18 protein-coding genes are annotated in these 19,329 nt (G+C 55.1%); 10 read left to right on the top strand and 8 right to left on the bottom strand.

Translation table 11 applies throughout. The annotated features are described in order from the left end of the window. Positions 1-46: 46 nt before the first annotated feature. A complete protein-coding gene (locus tag IEX96_RS10825) occupies positions 47-550 on the bottom strand; it encodes an autoinducer binding domain-containing protein (RefSeq protein WP_188873907.1) in 504 nt (167 codons plus the stop codon). A 355-nt stretch (positions 551-905) separates the two neighbouring features. Between IEX96_RS10825 and IEX96_RS10820 the strand changes: the two genes are divergently transcribed. From IEX96_RS10820 to IEX96_RS10810, 3 genes are all read left to right on the top strand, one after another. Continuing rightward, positions 906-2,138: a polyhydroxyalkanoate depolymerase gene (locus IEX96_RS10820; protein ID WP_150005413.1), complete on the top strand. Its 1,233-nt coding sequence runs from the start codon at positions 906-908 to the stop codon at positions 2,136-2,138. Between the two features lie 83 nt (positions 2,139-2,221). Further along, a complete protein-coding gene (locus tag IEX96_RS10815) occupies positions 2,222-3,046 on the top strand; it encodes a M23 family metallopeptidase (RefSeq protein WP_150005414.1) in 825 nt (274 codons plus the stop codon). Then, positions 3,043-3,723, top strand: a complete 681-nt coding sequence (locus tag IEX96_RS10810; RefSeq protein WP_150005415.1) for a TorF family putative porin — start codon at positions 3,043-3,045, stop codon at positions 3,721-3,723. Before IEX96_RS10815 ends, IEX96_RS10810 begins: the two co-directional genes overlap by 4 nt. Positions 3,724-3,750: 27 nt before the next feature. Here IEX96_RS10810 and IEX96_RS10805 read toward each other — a convergent pair whose 3' ends face one another. Continuing rightward, positions 3,751-5,112 (bottom strand): TldD/PmbA family protein, encoded by a 1,362-nt coding sequence (locus IEX96_RS10805; protein WP_150005416.1) that lies wholly within the window; start codon positions 5,110-5,112, stop codon positions 3,751-3,753. A gap of 34 nt (positions 5,113-5,146) precedes the next feature. Here IEX96_RS10805 and IEX96_RS10800 point away from each other — a divergent pair, with 34 nt between their 5' ends. The 5 genes from IEX96_RS10800 (at position 5,147) to IEX96_RS10780 (ending at position 10,963) form a co-directional block, all read left to right on the top strand. Then, positions 5,147-5,581 (top strand): hypothetical protein, encoded by a 435-nt coding sequence (locus tag IEX96_RS10800; RefSeq protein WP_150005417.1) that lies wholly within the window; start codon positions 5,147-5,149, stop codon positions 5,579-5,581. Between the two features lie 3 nt (positions 5,582-5,584). Further along, positions 5,585-7,195, top strand: coding sequence for a peptide MFS transporter (locus tag IEX96_RS10795; protein WP_150005418.1), 1,611 nt, complete (start codon positions 5,585-5,587; stop codon positions 7,193-7,195). Between the two features lie 178 nt (positions 7,196-7,373). After that, complete coding sequence (locus tag IEX96_RS10790; protein ID WP_150005419.1) at positions 7,374-8,825, top strand: amidohydrolase; 1,452 nt, start codon at positions 7,374-7,376, stop codon at positions 8,823-8,825. Next, positions 8,822-10,096 carry an amidohydrolase family protein gene (locus tag IEX96_RS10785; protein WP_150005420.1) on the top strand — a complete coding sequence of 425 codons (1,275 nt, stop codon included), beginning with the start codon at positions 8,822-8,824 and terminating at the stop codon, positions 10,094-10,096. Before IEX96_RS10790 ends, IEX96_RS10785 begins: the two co-directional genes overlap by 4 nt. Before the next feature lie 72 nt (positions 10,097-10,168). Then, on the top strand, positions 10,169-10,963 hold the full coding sequence (locus IEX96_RS10780; RefSeq protein WP_150005421.1) for a class I SAM-dependent methyltransferase: 795 nt from the start codon (positions 10,169-10,171) through the stop codon (positions 10,961-10,963). Positions 10,964-10,999: 36 nt separating this feature from the next. On the opposite strand, the gene IEX96_RS10775 is transcribed toward IEX96_RS10780, so the two are convergent. Then, positions 11,000-11,905, bottom strand: a complete 906-nt coding sequence (locus IEX96_RS10775; protein WP_150005422.1) for a hydrogen peroxide-inducible genes activator — start codon at positions 11,903-11,905, stop codon at positions 11,000-11,002. A gap of 113 nt (positions 11,906-12,018) precedes the next feature. Here IEX96_RS10775 and IEX96_RS10770 point away from each other — a divergent pair, with 113 nt between their 5' ends. Continuing rightward, entirely contained in the window at positions 12,019-12,573 is a 555-nt protein-coding gene (locus IEX96_RS10770) for a peroxiredoxin (RefSeq protein WP_150005423.1), read from the top strand. A 102-nt stretch (positions 12,574-12,675) separates the two neighbouring features. Continuing rightward, positions 12,676-13,206, top strand: coding sequence for an alkylhydroperoxidase, AhpD family (gene ahpD, locus IEX96_RS10765; protein WP_150005424.1), 531 nt, complete (start codon positions 12,676-12,678; stop codon positions 13,204-13,206). A gap of 501 nt (positions 13,207-13,707) precedes the next feature. Here ahpD and IEX96_RS10760 read toward each other — a convergent pair. Genes IEX96_RS10760 through IEX96_RS10740 form a run of 5 tightly spaced genes read right to left on the bottom strand, consistent with a single transcriptional unit; the run spans position 13,708 to position 19,318 of the window. Further along, positions 13,708-14,691 (bottom strand): type II secretion system F family protein, encoded by a 984-nt coding sequence (locus IEX96_RS10760; RefSeq protein ID WP_150005425.1) that lies wholly within the window; start codon positions 14,689-14,691, stop codon positions 13,708-13,710. Then, positions 14,688-15,677 carry a type II secretion system F family protein gene (locus tag IEX96_RS10755; RefSeq protein ID WP_188873906.1) on the bottom strand — a complete coding sequence of 330 codons (990 nt, stop codon included), beginning with the start codon at positions 15,675-15,677 and terminating at the stop codon, positions 14,688-14,690. Before IEX96_RS10755 ends, IEX96_RS10760 begins: the two co-directional genes overlap by 4 nt. 5 nt (positions 15,678-15,682) lie before the next feature. Next, a complete protein-coding gene (locus IEX96_RS10750; RefSeq protein WP_229773685.1) occupies positions 15,683-17,404 on the bottom strand; it encodes a TadA family conjugal transfer-associated ATPase in 1,722 nt (573 codons plus the stop codon). After that, on the bottom strand, positions 17,401-18,633 hold the full coding sequence (locus IEX96_RS10745) for a cellulose synthase operon protein YhjQ/BcsQ (protein ID WP_188873905.1): 1,233 nt from the start codon (positions 18,631-18,633) through the stop codon (positions 17,401-17,403). The genes IEX96_RS10750 and IEX96_RS10745 overlap by 4 nt, the downstream gene beginning before the upstream one ends. A 10-nt stretch (positions 18,634-18,643) precedes the next feature. Next, complete coding sequence (locus IEX96_RS10740; RefSeq protein ID WP_188873904.1) at positions 18,644-19,318, bottom strand: CpaD family pilus assembly lipoprotein; 675 nt, start codon at positions 19,316-19,318, stop codon at positions 18,644-18,646. Positions 19,319-19,329 lie beyond the last annotated feature (11 nt).

Genomic DNA, 19,329 nt, shown 5'->3' with positions numbered 1-19,329 from the left:
CATTTTTTTCTGCAATCTGTATTGCTGCTATCGTAATTTGGTGGCTTTAATGAGTCCTGAACCTAGAATGCTGATTTATAGCCTGGTGAAATTGGTGCCCAAGACTTTCCAGAATTTCACGCTTTGACTGTAAAATTGCGTCGAATTGCGGCCCTGCTTTTCCAAGTATTCCGAAAACAGCAAAATCCAATGCACCCAGTGGAATGGGAATACAGAATCCGGCGGTGATCCCGCTATCTTCTGCATGTCGGAACAATTCTTGTTGACGGCGGGTCAATTTTATTCCCGCGATCGCTTCTGCCCATGTGAAAGGCTCTGTGCTGGAAAAGCAACGCAAGACCACAGGGTCACATAATAAATAGTTGTTTCGTCTGTATGTATTAATCCATTCTTGCGTCCGGCTATCAACATGTCTGTGTATTTTTCCAGAAGATATATGGTAATAATAATACCCAGAAAACCCATACGATATTATGGATTCATAGGTTTTATTTATTAATTGACGCGATTTATCTTTATCTATTTTTGAAAAATTAAATTTATCTATCATAATTTATATAGGCCAATATCAAAATAATATTTCATAATTATGAGTTTGTGAAAGAGGGCTGTCAATTGGGCACGGCATGGGAATTTGACAATATCATTGCGCAGGGCCTGCCTTGAAAGCCCGTTGATATTGCAGCGCAAAATCCCTTTGCCAAGGGGGGATAATAATTTAACCGGCTCAAATTTCTGGATAATCTTTGTGTTTCTTGCTTGTTAATGAGCTGGTAACCATGAAAATGATAAATAAAGAGGCATTGTTATATTCTTTTGCATAATTTAACGTTGCATGTGCGAAGGTGTGGAGTGGATATTTTCTGCACTGCCGCAAAATGGGTAACAAGGAGTGTCTCAAGCCTATGCTTTATTCTCTATATGAACTCCAGCACACCGCTGTTGCTCCTTTGCGATTCGCCGCCGATAATGGACAGATTTTTTTCCGCAATCCTTATAATCCACTGAGCTACACCCCCGCGGGCCGCGTGGCTTCGGCGGCGCTGGATTTGTTCGAGCATACGACACGCCGCTATGGCAAACCGCGCTTCGATCTGGATTGGACCGAGATTGATGGCCGGAAGGTCAAGATATCGGAAGAAACCATGTTTCGCCGCCCGTTCGGGCAGCTGAGACGCTTCACCCGCGATGCGCGCCGCCCCGATGATCCGAAATTACTGCTTGTGGCCCCCATGTCCGGGCATTTTGCAACGCTGCTGCGGGGCACCGTGGAGGCTTTGTTGCCCGACCATGATGTGTACATCACCGATTGGCGCGATGCCCGGGATATTCCGGTGTTCGAGGGCCGGTTCGATCTGGATGATTATATTGATTATGTCATTGGCTGGCTGGAAGATCTTGGCTCGAACTGTCATGTGATGGCGGTCTGTCAGCCTGCGGTGCCGGTTTATGCGGCCATTGCGCGGATGGAAGCGGAAGGAAACCGCGCCGCACCTTTGTCCATGACCTTGATGGGGGGGCCCATCGATACCCGCGCCAACCCGACGGCCGTGAATGATTTGGCCACCACCCGTCCTTTGAGCTGGTTTGAGCGCAATGTGATCACCCATGTGCCGCCGCCCAATGCGGGGATGTGGCGCAAGGTTTATCCGGGATTTTTGCAGCTTGCCGGATTCATGAGCATGAATCTGGGAGACCATGTGATGAAGCACCATGAATTCTTCAATCATCTGGTGGAAGGCGACGGGGAAAATGCGGAAGCGACCCGTTCCTTCTATGAGGAATACCGTTCGGTGATGGACATGACGGCGGAATTCTATCTCCAAACCATTGAAACCGTGTTTCAAACCCATGCGTTGCCCAAGGGTGAAATGATGCACCGGGACCAGCCGGTTGACCCGTCTGCCATCAAGAAAACCGCGATTTTGTGCGTGGAAGGCGAGCGCGATGATATTTCCGGCATCGGCCAGACCAAAGCCGCGCTCACCCTTGCCACCAATCTGGACCCGGCCAGGAAATCCTATTTCATGGCCCCCAAGGTTGGCCATTACGGTATTTTCAATGGTCGCCGCTGGCGTGAGGTGATCGCGCCCAAGGTGAGAGACTTCATCCGCCTGCATGATCGCTCGACCCGTTAAAAGCTGAAACACCCGCTTGCACCTGCCATGCTCTCGCCGCACTCTTGCCTATTCTGAGCGAAAAGAAGGCAGAGGATCATAAGATGCGGCGGTTTCTTGGTATATTGGTTTGTCTGGTTGCGTTTGCCCCTGTTTTGCAGGCGGCAGAGCTGAAAGGCCGGTTGGCGCAAGGTGGGCTGGTCTTCGGTCTGGCCGCGCCGGGCTCTCGTGTGCGCCTGAATGATAAGCCGGTGATGGTGGCCGCCGATGGCCGGTTCGTCATTGGATTTGGCCGGGATGCCCCTTTGGAACAAAGGCTGGAAACCATCGCTCCCGATGGGACGCCGCAGGTGCAATTGCTGCAGCTGGAAGACCGGACGTTCAAAATTGAACGGGTTGATGGACTGCCACCAAAAACCGTCACGCCGCCGCCTGAATATTATGACCGCCGCAAGCGTGAAACCGGCATGGTACGCAAAGCCCGGGGCGAGATCAGCGAACAGTTGTTCTGGGAACATGGCTTCCAACTTCCCGCTGAGGGGCGGATTTCCGGTGTTTATGGATCGCAGCGTATTTTGAACGGCAAGCCCCGTTCGCCCCATTACGGGCTGGATGTGGCCGCCCCCAAAGGGACGCCGGTTCTGGCTCCGGCTTCGGGTATTGTGCGCTTGGCAGAACCGGATTTTTTATTGGAAGGCGGAATTTTGATCATCGATCATGGTTTCGGTGTCAGTTCGACCCTGATGCATCTGCAAAGCCTTGATGTGGCGGTGGGCGATCATGTGGAGCAGGGGCAGAAAGTGGCAAGCCTTGGCGCAACGGGGCGGGCCAGCGGCCCCCATGTGGATTGGCGCATCAATTGGTTCGATGTGCGTGTGGACCCCGCCTTGGTGTTGGAAGAGACCGCTGATGCCGCAGGTGCGCCATGAACATAAAAGGCGCATGTTTCGGCGCACTTCTGGGCTTTGGCCTTGCTCCGGTAGCCATGGCGCAGCAGATGTCGTCGGGATTGTCGGGCACCGTGGCGGGGATGAGCGATCTTGTGGATCGGGGCTTGTCTTTGTCGGATGAGGACCCAAGCGCTTCGGCGGCGCTGTTTTTTGACTTTGGCGAGAAATTCTATGCAGGAGCCAATGTGGCTCATGTGGATGCGTTTGGTGCGGATGTGCGTACCGGCGGAATTCTGGGTATGGTCATGCCGCTGGATGCCTATGAGCTTGACCTTTCGGTTTCTGTTGATGGGTTTCTGGGCGGGGATGACTTTGTCTATCCGGAAATGCGGGCCCGGCTGTCGCGGGATTTGGGGTTGTTCTATGCCGCAGCGGGCCTGAGCTATGCCCCTGATGGCCGGTGGGCTGTGCGCAATGAACAAACGCTTTATGGCTATGTGGAAACCGAAGTGCCGATCCCTGGCCTGCCTTGGCTAACGGGCACGGCGCATGTGGGTTATGAAGCCATTGATAATGCCAAAAACAAAACCGATTGGGGGATGGGTTTTGCGGCGGGGTATAAGGTCTTTGAACTGTCGATGGGCTATGAAGACAGTGATTCGGATGCCGATATCGGCAGCGCCCGGTTTGTAGGAGCGCTGCGGATTTATTTCTGATCGATGGATTTTGGCGAATTTCTGCCCTTATGTGCCGGCGACTGTCATCTGGTCGATCAGAAGGGTTGGGGCATTTATGGCATAGCGGAATGAAAGATCGTCCGCCGGTACGGCCCGCGCCAGCATATCGACAAGATTGCCCGCAATGGTCATTTCATTGACAGGATGGGTCAGGGCACCATTTTCAATCAGGAAACCGGCAGCTCCCCGGCTGTAATCGCCGGTGACAGGATTGACGCCCATGCCGATCAGTTCCGTGACATAAAAGCCGCGCGAAACCGAGCCGATCAGATCGGCCACCGGGGTGGTTCCTGCCGCCATATACAGATTGCTGGTGCCGGGCGAAGGCGCGCTGGAAAGCCCCCGCATGGCACTGCCGGTGGTTTGCATGCCCAATTTGCGCGCTGTTGCGCAATCGAGCACCCAGCTTTGCAAGATGCCATCTTCGATAAGGGGCAGGTCGCGGACCATAACGCCTTCGGCATCGAAGGGCCGGGATCGCAGGCCGCGTTTGCGCGTGGGGGCATCAATCACGGATATGCCGGGTGCAAACACCTGTTCTCCCATTTTATCACGCAAAAAGCTGCTTCCCCGCGCAATGGACGCGCCATTGACCCCTTGTGCAAAATGTCCAAGCAGGCTGTTGGAAACGCGTGGATCGAAGATTACCGGTAGCTTTGCCGTTGGCAGGCGTTCTGCTCCCAGCCTGCGCACGGCCCGCTCTCCGGCCCGTTTTCCAATGATGTCAGCCGGGTCCAGATCCGCGAAATGGCGCGCGGCACTATAGTCGTAATCCCGTTCCATTTGGGTTCCGGTGCCCGCCAGAACAGAGGCCGATATGGAATAGCTGCTGCCTTCATAACCGCCGGAAAATCCGTTGCTGGTCATCAAATCCATACGCATATGGGCCGCATTGGCTCCGGCTCCGCCGCTATTGGTGACACCATCAACGGCGCGGGCGGCTTCTTCGGCTGTGCGGGCAAGGTCGGTCAGTTCCGCTTCATCGAACACATGCCCGTCAAACAGATCCATGCCCCGTGCATCGCGGTTGGTGGCAAACAAAGAAGGGTCCGCAAGGCCGATAAAGGGGTCTTGAGGCGTTACCTTGGCCATGGCAATGGCACGCTCTACAAGGGTTTGCCGCGCATCTTTTCCCGGATCGGATGTGGAAACGGTGGCGCTGCTCTGGCCGATCATCACCCGCAGGCCATAAGCCATGCTTTCCGATCGTTCCGCATCTTCCAATGTGCCCATGCGGTAGCTGATGGCGACAGATTTGCTGGAAAGCGCGAGAGCGTCCGCGGCATCGGCCCCCAAAGCTTTAGCACGGCGGATCAGATCGGCAATAATATCGGCGGTCGGGGGCGTTTGGGCGGATATGGTGGTCATGACGTCTCGCTATGTTCCGGGAAGGCTCAACTATATGACCGCCAACGGGGGCGATGACAAGCATAGCCATATGAGAAAGGGCCGGAAAAGGAAAACCCCCGCAGAGGGTGCTGCGGGGGTGATCTTAGGGATCGCGAAGCCCAAGGCAAGTGGGTCGGAACAGGGGGAACGTCGTGCGCTCCGCGACCGCGTTGAACAAACATTACGCGTTCATTGCTCACAAATAACACCAAATTTTTCATATATGTCTTGTCACAGCGTGCTCGCTGCTGTTCACAAGAGCGTGAAATATAAAGAAACAATACATAATGTGGCGGCGAATTTTCCGTGTTGCTTTCAGCGGGGCTGTGCAAATGGTTTATTCTGTGGTTTTTTGAGTGCCACAAAGTTCTTTTGGATGATCCAGAAGATCATAATGACAAGGTTGCAGCACCCCAAAGCGCAGGCGTTTTGGGAAGTGGAGAATTGATACATGGCTGACAACAGACATGCGGCGCCTGCCGCAGGGGGATCTCAAGGGGAATTCCTCGGTCATCCCAAGGGGCTTTATGTCCTGTTCATGACCGAAATGTGGGAGCGCTTTTCCTATTACGGGATGCGGGCGCTTTTGATTTTCTATCTGACACAGCATTGGCTTTTTTCCGATGGCAAGGCGTCCATCATTTATGGGGCCTATACATCCCTTGTTTATATCACGCCGGTTTTGGGCGGGTATCTGGCCGATAAATATCTAGGCCAGCGAAAAGCGGTTTTGTTCGGCGCGATCCTGTTGACGTGCGGCCATATTCTGATGGCCTTTGAAGGAACCGGCGGCCAAGGCGATCCGACCATCAATATCTTCTGGTTGGCTTTGTCCTTCATCATTGTCGGATCGGGCTTTTTGAAAGCCAATATTTCGGTGATCGTGGGGCAGCTTTATTCCCTTACCGATGTACGCCGCGACGGTGCTTATACGATCTTTTATATGGGCATCAATGTGGGTGCGGCCATCGGCACACTCGTCGCCGGTTATCTGGGCCAGACCTATGGCTGGAAATACGGCTTTGGAGCCGCCGGATTTGGCATGTTCCTTGGTTTGTTGGTGTTTATCTGGAAAACACCTTTGCTTATGGGCCGTGGCGAATCGCCCAATCCCGAAAAACTTGCGCAACGGATTGGCGGCGTGCTGAAGCTGGAATGGCTTCTTTATCTGCTTTCTGTGGCGTCTGTCGGCCTGATTTGGACCTTGATCCAATATCAAGGCGTGGTCGGTTGGTTGTTGATGGGGTCCGGCGTTGTGTTGCTGGGCTATGTGCTTGTTGTCGCCATCACGAAATTGACACCGCAAGAACGCGATCGAATCTTTGCCGTGGTGTTCCTGATTGCTTTGCAGCCCTTGTTCTGGGGATTGTTTGAACAGGCGGGATCGTCGCTCAATCTGTTTACAGATCGTTATGTGGATCGCGCCGGCGTGCCTGCTTCGATTTTCCAGTCGCTCAATCCCATTTATATCGTGCTGTTTGGGCCGGTGTTTGCATGGCTTTGGGTGTTCCTTGGCAAGCGTGGGCTGGAGCCTTCCACACCAGCCAAATTCGGCATTGGCATTGTGCAGCTTGGCCTGGGCTTTTTGGTTCTGGTGGGTGGCGCGCATATGGTGGGCCTCAATATGGCAACGCCGGTTGTGTTCATCTTCCTGATCTATCTGTTGCACACCACGGGTGAGCTGTGCCTGTCCCCGGTGGGACTTTCGGCAATGAACCGTTTGGCACCAAAGCATATGGCCAGCCTGATCATGGGCGCGTGGTTCTTTGCTACGGCGGGCGGTAATTTCGTTGGCGGTCTTATTGCGCAGGCTACCGGTGGCGGCCATGCGGGCGGTACGGATCTGGCCAAGGAAAGCGTTTTGCAGGTTTATACGACCATCGGGCTTGTGGCCATCGGGGTCGGGGTGGCTGTGATGGTTATCGCGCCGCTTGTGAAGCGCCTGATGCATCTTGATACGCTGAAAGATAGCGAATTGGCTGGTTATGAAGAAATGGGAGAGGCGCAAAGCCCGGGGATGCATCCCGAGCTTGAAACAAAGCCTCGGCCATCGCAGCCATAAGATTTTGTTATAAGCAGAAGAAAAGAGCATCGTCCTGAGTGGGCGGTGCTCTTTTTTTTGGAAAAATGACGGGCGATGCGGGGAAGATCGCCATTGTTTTCTTCAGGGCATGACAAAGGTGCCTATTGCCTGCTAGCGTTGTCACCATCGGGACAACAAGAATGCTCAAGGAGGCATCATGGCTCATAATAAACAGGCCGTTTTTGCGGCGACAGCGGCGGCAGCCCTGTTCCTTGCCGGTTGCGCCAGTGCGGATGGGGCGGACCCCAAACGCGCCATAGCCAATGGGGACGCAGCAAGTGGGGTGGTGAAGGCCGAACCATCAAAATCCGGCCCTTATCCTTCGACCTATCATGCGTTACCGTCGCGCCCCACGCTGATCCGCAATGCGGTGGTGCTGGATGGCGCAGGAAAGCGCATTGATGATGGCGCGGTTCTTATGCAGGGCGGAAAAGTGGTCGCTATTGGCCGCAATTTGGACGCACCGGCAGATGCCGTGGTGATCGATGCCAAAGGCAAATGGGTGACACCGGGCATTATTGATGTGCACAGCCATTTGGGCGTCTATCCTTCTCCGGGCGTGCGGGCCCATTCCGATGGCAATGAAATCACGGCTCCGGTGACGGCAGAAGTGTGGGCCGAACACTCCGTTTGGCCGCAAGACCCCGGCTTTGTGCGCGCCCTTGCGGGCGGTGTTACGGCGCTGCAGGTGTTGCCCGGTTCTGCCAATTTGATTGGTGGCCGTGGTGTGACCTTGAAAAACGTTCCGTCGCGCACCGTGCAGGGCATGAAATTCCCCGACGCCCCTTATGGCCTGAAAATGGCCTGTGGTGAAAATCCAAAGCGGGTTTATGGCGGAAAGGGTCGTGCGCCTTCCACACGTATGGGCAATTTTGCAGGTTATCGCGCCAGTTGGATCAAAGCGGCAGCCTATAAAGAAAAATGGGACGACTACGAATCGAAAAAAGCGTCTGGAAAAGAGGCAAAGGCCCCCAGCCGCGATCTTGAAATGGATACGCTGAAAGGCGTTCTGGATGGCGATATCCTTGTGCATATGCATTGCTACCGGGCTGATGAAATGGCTCAGGTCATTGATATGTCAAAGGAATTTGGCTATAAAGTGACAGCTTTCCATCATGCGGTGGAGGCTTATAAAATCGGTGATCTGCTGGCAGACAATGAAACCTGCGCAGCCATGTGGGCCGATTGGTGGGGCTTTAAAATGGAAGCCTATGACGGCATCCGTGAAAATATCCCCTTCGTTCACAAAGCCGGAGCCTGCGCCATCGTTCATTCCGATTCGGATGTGGGCATTCAAAGGCTGAATCAAGAAGCTGCCAAATCCTTGGCCGATGCCAAAAAAGTCGGCGTCGATATTTCCAAGGAAGTGGCCTGGACATGGCTAAGCCTTAATCCGGCGCGGTCGCTGGGCATTGCCGATCAGACCGGCAGCCTGGAGCCGGGTAAGAATGCCGATGTGGTTTTATGGTCTGGCGATCCCTTCTCCAGCTATAGCAAGGCGGAGAAAGTGTATGTGGACGGGGCGCTTGTCTGGGATATGACAGATCCAGCCCATCAGCCGGTGATGGATTTTGAACTGGGCCAACCCGGTGAAGGAGATGCGAAATGAAGACTCTTGCAACCTCTTTCATCGCAGGCATGGCGATGCTCACAGGCTCGGCTTTGGCGCAAACGGTCGCCATTACCGGCGGAACCGTTCACAGCATGGGGCCTGCCGGCACCCTTGAAAATGCCACGGTTCTGATCCGCGACGGCAAAGTGGAAGCGGTGGGGCGCGGGCTTGATATCCCGTCCGGTTACCGCGAAATCGATGCCTCTGATAAGGTGGTCACGCCGGGTATCTTCGCCGCTTTCACCCAGCTTGGTGCTGTAGAGGTAAACGCCGTTGGCGGCACCCGCGATGGCTCCATTTCCGGGGAGAGCCCGTTTCATGCGGCGTTCGATATCAGCTATGCCATCAATCCGCTGGCCACCACTATTCCCGTCAGCCGCATTGAAGGGATTACCCGCGCCGCTGTGACCGCATCGGGTGGGGACAGCATTTTTGCAGGGCAAGGGGCGTTGATCCATCTGGGCGAAGGCTTCGATCTGGTGACAACCTCGCGTGCCTTCATGACCGCCTCTTTGGGCGAGGCGGGAAGCGGCGATGCGGGCGGCTCGCGCGCGGGTGCTGTGATTACTCTGATCAATGCCCTAAAGGATGCGCAGCGCTATGCCAAATCTCCCAATCCGTCTGATTGGGATGGTGTGGTCAGCGCGATGGATGCCGAAGCGTTGGAACAGGTGGTGACGGGCAAGCAAAAATTGCTGATCCATGCCCAACGGGCCAGTGATCTGTTACAGATCATCCGCTTGAAGCAGGATATGCCAAAGCTGGATCTGGCCATTGTGGGTGCTGCTGAAGGCTGGATGGTGGCGGATAAATTGGCCGCCGCCAAGATTCCGGTGATTGTGCAGCCTTTCGATAATCTGCCCGGCGATTTCTCGATGCTGGCAGCCACACAACAGAATGCGGCCCGTTTGGCGGATGCCGGGGTTCTGGTGGTGATCGGCGATACGGGCGGCGATAGCCACAATGCGCGGCTGGTCTTGCAATATGCGGGCAATGCGGTGGCCAATGGCATGGCATGGGACAAGGCGCTGGCGGCCATCACCCTGAACCCGGCAAAGCTTTATGGCGTGGCCGATGATCTTGGGTCTTTGGAGACCGGAAAAACCGCCGATCTGGTGGTTTGGGACGGCGATCCTTTGGAAGTGATGTCCAGCCCCGATGCCGTCTTTATCGCTGGTCAGGAAATGGACCTTGTTTCACGCCAGACCGAATTGCGTGACCGCTATATGGATCTGGGCGGCGATCAACCCTTTGCCTATCGCCATTAAGGTCTAGGCTTGGCTTTGAAAATCAAAGGCCGGGGCGCTTGCGTCCCGGCCTTTTTTCGATGGGAGGTGACTATGGATACTCTCTATGACCGGATCGAATCGGGATATGATGCAACGCGTCGGCCCGATCCCCATATCCGCGACAGGCTAAAGGCGCTTTTGAGCCCGATTGAAGGGGGCCGCTATGTGGATGTGGCCTGCGGCACCGGCAATTACACCCTCAGCCTTGCTAAAGCTGGCATACGGATTGTCGGCTTTGATGCTTCGGCCCGGATGATTACCAGGGCTCTGCAAAAAGACCGCCCTTCCTTGCATCAGGGGTTCGTGCTGGCGGATGTGGGCCAAACGCCTTTCAGAACGGCCGCTTTCAACGGGGCCGTCTGTACCCTTGCCATTCATCATTTCCCCGACTTGATGGCAGCCTTTTGTGAAATCGGCCGCCTTGTCGATCCCGTGAGCGGGCGATTGGTGCTCCTTACCGCTTTGCCTTTGCAAATGAAACGCTATTGGCTTTGTCGCTATTTTCCAACCATGTTGCGTAGATCATGGGAACAGATGCCTGATATGGAAAATCTGACCAAAGCCCTGCATGTGGCAGGTTTTTCGCATATTGTTGCCGAGCCCTATGAGGTGACCGAAGCGCTTGAGGATCTGTTTTTATATAGCGGCAAACATCGCCCGCAGCTTTATCTGGATGCAGGGTTCCGCGCAGGCATTTCGAGCTTTGCCAATCTCGCCGATGCAGGAGAGGTGGCGCACGGACTTGACCAACTTGGCAAGGATATCAAGAGCGGTGCTATTTATGACATTATCCGATCATACAGCCACAAGGACGGTGATTATTTGTTCATCCGCGCCGATCGCTGATGTTGGTCCGCCCCAGAGGATAAGCGTGAATAGAAATCATTGATTCCTTTTCTGGTGCCAGCTTCTGAGCATGTCTGCCAACAGCAGATAGTCCGATTGGCGGGCTGAATTTTTGCGCCAGACAAGGCCGATGGTGCGGGCAGGCGCATCGCCGGAAAGCGGGACGGTGCGCACATGGGTGCCGTTCAGGATGCCGCCGTCCAGCGCCATTTGCGGGATCAGGGTCATGCCCATGCCGCTTTCCACCATTTGCACCAAGGTGTGCAGGCTGGTTCCCAATATGGAGCGCGAAGGATCGACCCCCGGCAAAGAACAGGCGGCGAGGGCATGATCACGCAGGCAATGGCCCTCTTCCAGCAATAACAGGGTTTCGCCGTCAAGATCCTCGGTGCTTATCATATCGGGCAGGGGCGTATGATCGGGGGGATAGGCGGCTAGAAAAGGGTCTTGGAACAATGGTTCTTCATGCACATCGCCGCACCGATAAGGCAACGCATAAAGGATGATATCCAGTTCGCCGGACAGTAATTCATGGCACAAAATATCGGATAATTGTTCACGGAATTGCAGTTTTAGCTTTGGATAGGCGATGCGCAATTGCGGCATGGCCTGCGGCAAAAGAAAAGGCGCGATGGTGGGGATGATGCCAATGCGGATGGTGCCGCTCAGTGGCTCGGACGCCGCTTGGGTCAGGTCCACCAGCTCATCCACCTCTCGCAGAATCTTGCGGGCTTTTTTCACCACATCTTCCCCCAAGGGGGTGAACCACAAGGCACGGCGGGTGCGCTCCACCAAATCCGCATCCAAAAGCGTTTCCAGTTCGGCAATGCCTGAAGACAGGGTAGATTGGGTCACATGGCAGCTTTCGGCGGCGCGACCAAAATGCATTTGATCGTGCAGCGCCACCAGATAACGAAGCTGTTTCAATGTGGGTGTGATCATGATCGCCTCTATCGATTAATGATATTCAAAATATCTGTTTGATCAATAAAAGCAACAATGTCACATAAGAGTCGTTCAAACAGTTTCCCCTAACCCAAAAGCGAGGACATCCTATGCTGACCATTGGTGATAAATTTCCTGCCTTCAATCTGAAGGCTGTGTCCAACACCGACCTTCCCGATGGCGATTTCGAGCGCCTGACCGACCAGAGCTTTTCCGGCAAATGGAAGCTGGTGTTCTTCTGGCCGAAAGATTTCACCTTCATCTGCCCCACGGAAATTCTGGCTTTTGATGCTTTGGCCGATGAATTTGCAGACCGCGATTGCGTTGTGCTCGGGGCCAGCACCGATACGGATTTCGTGCATTTCGCATGGCGCAACAGCCGTGAAGATCTGGGTGCGGTGAAATTCCCGTGGCTTGCCGATAACAAGAAAGAACTGTCCAGCGCTCTGGGCATTCTGGAAAAAGACGAAGCCGTGGCCTTGCGTGCCAGCTTCCTTGTGGACCCGGACGGGATCATCCGCATGGTGCAGGCAAACGATCTGAGCGTTGGCCGGAACCCTGAAGAAGTGCTGCGTGTTCTTGACGCGCTGCAAACCGATGAGCTGTGCCCGTGCAACTGGCATAGCGGCGAAGAAACCATCGATGTGGCTAAAGAAGTCGCCTAACGCTTTTTTGCGTTGAAAACAGGGGGCTCGGCCATGGGGTATCCTTTGGCCGGGCTTTTTTTTCCGCGACTTTTCCCTTTATTCTAAACGGAGTGAACCAAGATGGCGCTTGAAGAGTTAAAGGGGCTGATCCCTGATTATGCCAAAGACCTGAAGCTGAATCTGTCCAGTCTTGCGCGCGAGACGCTTCTTAATGAGCAGCAGCTATATGGAACCATGCTGGCTTGCGCGTTGGCATCTTCCAACAAGGCGGTGATCAGTCATGTGCAGCAAGAAGTGGCCGGGAAACTCAGCGACGAGGCCCAGAATGCGGCCAAAGCGGCGGCCTCACTTATGGCCATGAACAATATCTATTACCGGTTCGTGCATCTGGCCTCCCATGCGGATTACAAAACCATGCCCGCCAAATTGCGGATGAATGTGATCAACAATCCGGGGATCGACAAGCTGGATTTCGAGCTGTTTTCATTGGCTGTTTCAGCGATCAATGGCTGCGGCATGTGCATCGACAGCCATGACAAGGTGCTGCGTAAGGGGGGATTGAGTGCGGAAGCGGTGCAGGCGGCTGTGCGCATTGCTTCGGTCTTGCATGCGGTGGCGCGGACATTGGATGGAGAAGAAGCGCTGGCTTAAGGTATGAACAGCCCCCGCAACGCTTTTGCAATAAGGTTGGTGCTGCAATCTTGGGCCAGAAAACCATAAAAAGGCCGGGTTGCCTTTTTTCTGACCATTTGTGGCCTTAAATTTCGATGCTCCGGCCAAAGTCGCTTTCGGCATGCTTGATATGCGTGCACTGGCGAAAAAAGAGGCCGGGTTCCAATGGTACCCGGCCCGAGTCACGACAGCGAGGATATGCGGCTATAAAATAGCCACACATGAACACCGGCACGCACCAAAAGGCTTGGCCAAGTGTTCCCGACCATTCTTCCCCAAACGACCTTCAATATCAAGAGAAACGCAGGATCTATAATAATCTGCTTCTTAAAGTGCGGCATTTATGCACTTTTTGGGGACGGAGAGATCGTGGGCCTTCCCATTGTCATGGGCAGCGATCCCGAGTGGGATGCCTTGGCGGCCGAGTCGTAAATAGACAGGCCAGTGGTCGAATCAGCCCTTTATGGATTGCCCGATGCCTTAGCGGTTGATCAGTTCGTCGCTGATCTGGCACGCCGCAGGACCAAGCAGCACCACAAACAAAGTGGGCAGAATGAACAGGATCAGGGGCACTGTCATGGTGGCGGGCAGGCGGGCGGCTTTTTCTTCCGCTTTCATCATGCGTTCATTGCGAAATTCCGCCGATAAAACCCGCAAGGACATGGCAAGGGGCGTGCCGTAGCGTTCGGTTTGCACCAAGGTGGTCACAACGCCGCGCACCGAAGGCAAAGGCACGCGTTCCGCCAGATTGGCCAGCGCCTGACGGCGGTCGGGCAGAAAACCAAGTTCAATGGAGGCAAGGCCGAACTCATCGGCCAGTTCCGGGGCGCTTTTGCCCATTTCCTGTGTGACGCGGTTCAGCGCCGTATCAAGAGTGAGCCCCGCTTCTGCGCAAATAACCATAAGGTCCAGCGCATCGGGCAGACCTTTTCTGATAGCATCCATACGCTTTTGGGTTTGGTTTTTCACCACCAGATCGGGGGCCATAAATGCCAGGAGAATGGCTCCGGGTGGCACCAGCATTTCCATCATGGGTTTGCCACTCAAAACCCCCAGACCATAGACGAAAACAACGGCTGTCACGGCGATCAGAATGGGCAAGACCATCTTGAAAAACAGATAGATGACGACCGCATCCTTTTGCCGCCAACCGGCTTGCATCATTTTTTTCGAAACTTTTTGCGTGGTCTCATTTTGCGCCAGCTTCAGCTTTTTGACCACCTCGCGCATGACATTCACGCCTTGAGGCTGCTTTACGGGGCTGGCGCGACGCTTTGGTTCGGTGATCAGCCCGGCACGCAGGGCCTGACGGCGGTCTTGCAAGGATTTTATCCGCCCTTTCATGGGATCGCGCGCCACGATGCCAGATTGCCACACAGCAATCACGGCGACAAAAGCCGTTGCTCCCACAAGCAGGGTAATGAGATCGATCAGGGTCAGGCCAAAGGGGAGAAAATTGCTCATATTTCAAAACTGATCATTTTGGAGATAATGAATCCGCCAAGACCCATCCAGATCAAGGCCCCGAAAAGCACGATCATGGCGCGCGGGTCGGTAAAGAATGTGGAGGCATAGTCCGCATTCATAGCGTAGATGATGGCAAACATGATGAAAGGCAGACAGCCGATGATCATGGCGCTGGCACGTCCTTCCGAAGACAGGGCTTTGATCTTGAGCTTCATTTGGTGGCGCGAGCGCAGGATATTGGACAAATTCCCCAAAGTTTCCGCCAGATTGCCGCCGGTTTCGCGCTGAATGGCAAGGCTGATGACGAAGAATTTGAAATCGGGGAAATCCAGACGGTCGGCCGCCCGCCACATGGCATCTTCCAGCGTTTTCCCAAAGCGTACCTGATCGGCGATCTTGCGAAACTCCGTGCCCACAGGGTCTTCGACTTCCGACCCGACGATGCTGATGGTTTCATTGATGGGCAGGCCCGATTTCAGACCACGCACGATCAGTTCAATGGCTTCGGGGAATAGTGCGAGGAACTGTTTTTCCCGTTTGGCGATCATGCGCGAGACGATGAAATGCGGCAGGCCGATCCCTATCACCACCCCCAGCAGCAAAGACAAGGCAAAGGGCAAAGAGAAAAACAGCATCATCACAAGGGATGAAACCAATAAAACCACCGCGCAAATGATCGCATAGCGGCCAACGGGAATGTCTTTTCCTGTTTTTTGCAGGCGCTTGCGGAAGCTCTCGGGGCGTGGCACGAATCGCGCCAGCATGGCTTCGAATGGGGAGGAGTTGTCCTGGTCGGCAAGGATGGACCGTGCCCGGGATACCCCGCCAGAGGGGCCATATTTGGCGCGATAGCGGGTCAGACGCGCCCGCACCCGCTTATCCGATGTTCCGGAAAACAAAAAGGCCGCCGCCAATGTACCGAAGATCAGCAAGCTGGCTCCGAAGATAAGGGCGATAAGAAGCGTATCGTTTCCACTTGCCATAATTTTTACCCCATCGCCTGCATCAAGGCCCGGCCCAGTCCGAAATATTCGGCGCGCGCCATAAAATGCGGGCGCACCCCGGAGGACACCCAGTCGCCAATAAGCTTGCCGCTTTCATCCTGTCCCTTCCATTCAAAGCGGAACAGGTCTTGCGTTGTGATCACATCGCCTTCCATGCCGACCACTTCGGTGACATAGACGGTCCGGCGCCCGCCATCGCGCATACGGCTGACCTGAATGATCAGGTCAAGGGCCGCGGCGATCTGTTCGCGGATGGCTTTTGTTGGCAGGTTCAAGCCCGCCATATTCACCATATTTTCAAGGCGGGTAAGCGCTTCACGTGGCCGGTTTGCGTGGATGGTTCCCATAGAACCATCATGGCCGGTGTTCATGGCTTGCAGCATGTCAATGGCTTCGCCGCCGCGGATTTCGCCCAGAATGATCCTGTCCGGACGCATGCGCAGGGCGTTTTTCACCAGATCGCGCATGGTGATTTCGCCCTTGCCTTCCAGATTGGCGGGGCGGGTTTCAAGGCGCACCACATGGGGTTGCTGCATCTGCAATTCGGCCGCATCTTCAATGGTGACCACCCGTTCGCCGCGATCAATCAATCGGGACACGGCATTGAGCATGGTGGTTTTCCCCGATCCCGTCCCGCCGGAAATCAAGATATTCAGCCGACAGGCCCCAGCGATTTTCAGCACTTGCGCCACATTGGGCGACATGGAGCCGAAATCCAGCATTTTCTCCAGCGTGATCTTTTGCTTGGCGAACTTGCGGATGGAAATGGAGGCCCCATCAATGGCCAGCGGCGGGATAATCACATTGACGCGGCTGCCATCGGCCAAGCGCGCATCGCAAATGGGGGATGTTTCATCTACCCGGCGGCCCACGGCGGTTACGATCCGTTGGGCGATATTCAGAAGATGGCGATTGTCGCGGAAGGTGACATCGGTCAGATCCAGCTTGCCGCCCCGTTCCACATAAACCTGATTGGGGCCGTTGACCATGATATCGCTGATGGCATCATCGGCCAGCAACGGCTCCAATGGTCCAAGGCCCAGCATGTCATTGAGCAGCAGCGTCACCAGATCGCGCTGTTCTTTCAAATTCAGGTTGATTTTCTCCTGAACCAGCAATTCGCCCACCACATCGCCCACCTGTTCGGCCAGTTCCGACCGGGGCAGTTCGCTGGCGGCTTGTGGGTCGATATGCTCCATCAAAAGCGGCTGGACGGTTTCTTTGGCATGCAAAACCGTATCGGTGCTGGCGGATTTGGGCGGTGTCAGGCTTGATAATGGGTCTTCGATGCCGCCTGCCCGTTCGATCAGATCGTTTAGAAGATAGGTGGCAAGGTCGCGCACTTCCGCATCCGTGATCTCGATCCCGGTTTCGCCCGCGATTTGGCGCACATATTCTTCCACCGCCAAAGCCAGATCGGCGCGCGACGACATGCGCACCTCTTCCGGGGTGATATGTTTGCCGATTTTCGATTCGATCAGATCGCTGAGATCGTCGATATTTCGCGGGGAATTTGGCACCGCATCTGCGGGCTTTGGCTCCGGCGCAGGGGCGGACGGCGCCATTGGTTTTTGGGCTTCCAACACGTCATTGCCTGTAGCGGCACCAGTTGCCCCATTGGCAGCCTCGCCGTTTGCACGGCCAAATCCTGCCAGGCTGCGACGCGCGGACGTGGATCGGCGGGAAAAGGGCGTGCTTTGCTTCATGACTGTTTACGCACCAGCTTGGACCAGAAGGACGATTTGGATGGCTTGGCATCGTCGCCAGCAAGGCGCTGCGCCAAGGCACGGATTTGCGCCACAGGCTTCGATGAGGGCAGGGCTTGCGGCAAGGGCTTGCCCTGTTTTGCAGCCAAAACGACGCTTTTCGGATCGGCAGGGATTAAAAAATCCACCGCGCGTTCGATGGATGCCTCGAAATCCTTTTGCGACACTTCCTGTTGGATAACCGGCGGGACTTTATTGGCCACCAGATGCACCGTAGCGGTGGGGGCATTGGCCTTGATAAGGCTCAAAAGCCGGATGGTATCGCGGGTGGCAGCAAGAGATAGATCCGTCACCAGCACCACATCGGAGGCATTGGCAAGGGTCAGAGGATAACTGCTGGCAATGGAGCGCGGCAGATCCACCAGCACCACATCGAAATTCTCGGCCAGTTCTTCCTGTAAATTTTGCAAGGCTGCCGGATCGGGTGTCATGGGATCGCCCAATGGCGCTTCAGAGCCAAGGATAGACAATTTGTCAGAGACCTTGAGCATGGCCCGCTCGATGAACAGCGAATCGACGCGGTTGGGATTTTCCAAAGCATCGCTCAAGCCACGGCCCGGCTCCAGATCAAAGGTCATGGCATCGGTGCCGAAATTCAGATCCAGATCCAGCAAGCCCACATGGGTATCGAATTCATCGGCCAAAATCCACGCAAGCCCGGAAGAAAGCCCGCTGGCGCCCACGCCGCCGCGTGCCCCGATCACCGTAACCATGCGCTTGGTTGTTTCTTTTTTCGGGGTCTGGATTTCTGGCTCGACCATGGCAGAGAGGGCCAAAGCCACAGATTCGCGCAGATCGCCAAAATCCACGGGCTTCAAAAGATAATCATGGATGCCCGAGGCCAAAAGATCACGATAGAGATGCACATCGTTCATCACACCAATGGCCAGAACCAGCGTTCCCGGTTCGCACACATCGGCCAAAGCACCAATATCGGCGCGGGGATCGCCCGATTCCGATAAATCGACGATCAGAAATTCCGGCGACCGCATCACCGACAAAGAACGCACTGCATTGGCCACACCGCCTTTGTGGATACGCTCGGGAAGCCAGCCATGCTCTTCGGCCAGCGGAGCCAGCAAGGCCGCGGTTTCTTCGTCACAAATATAGGCACCGAAGACTTCGCGTTCTTCATTTGCCCGATCATGCATTGCAGCTGTAGACGCCATTCAACTTCTCCTAGAATCCACCACTGCCACCAAAGCCGCTAGCCCCGTTATCGGCCCCTTGCGGCACCAGAATAATCGGCACTTCTTCTCGCCATGCGCGCAAGGATTGCACCGCTTTTCCGGTAGAGGTGCGGCCATTGCCATTGCCTGTCAGCAAATCGCGCGGATTGGCCACCATTTGCCCCAGATTGATCACATTGGCGCAGCCGAATTGCGGAGAGCTTGCATTGGTATAATTCTTCGACATTTGCAGCACCGAATTGGGGCATTGTGGCGAGGTGACGATATAGCGATCCACAACCAGAATGGCCCCATTGCTGTCGGGTTCTTCGCCAATGCTGGCGGCATCGGCCCCCAAGGCCAGCCCATGCGCCCTGATGATCCGGCCCACATCGGCGAAAGCTGTTTCGGGGAACCGGGTGCCGGAGACCAGCGTTACGCTATCGCCATAGCCCGCATCCAGTTCGGCCAGAAAGCGGATGATGCTTGTTTTCTGGCTGTCGGCCAGCCCGTCATCGGCTGCCGAATCGATTTTATGGGCAAGGCGCACCATATGCACTTCATTGCGGGCCTCTTGCTCGATGCCGTCATAATGGGCCGGCAAAGAAGACTGACAGGCACCAAGAAGAGCAAGAGCGATGCTTGCCGCCGAAACCCGTGCCAATTTCCGAACAGACTGTCTCATGCCTTAAGTCC

It is taken from the genome of Iodidimonas muriae, from assembly GCF_014647255.1.
Lineage (GTDB): Bacteria > Pseudomonadota > Alphaproteobacteria > Sphingomonadales > Rhodothalassiaceae > Iodidimonas > Iodidimonas muriae.
This window is presented reverse-complemented; position numbering and strand designations above follow the sequence as displayed.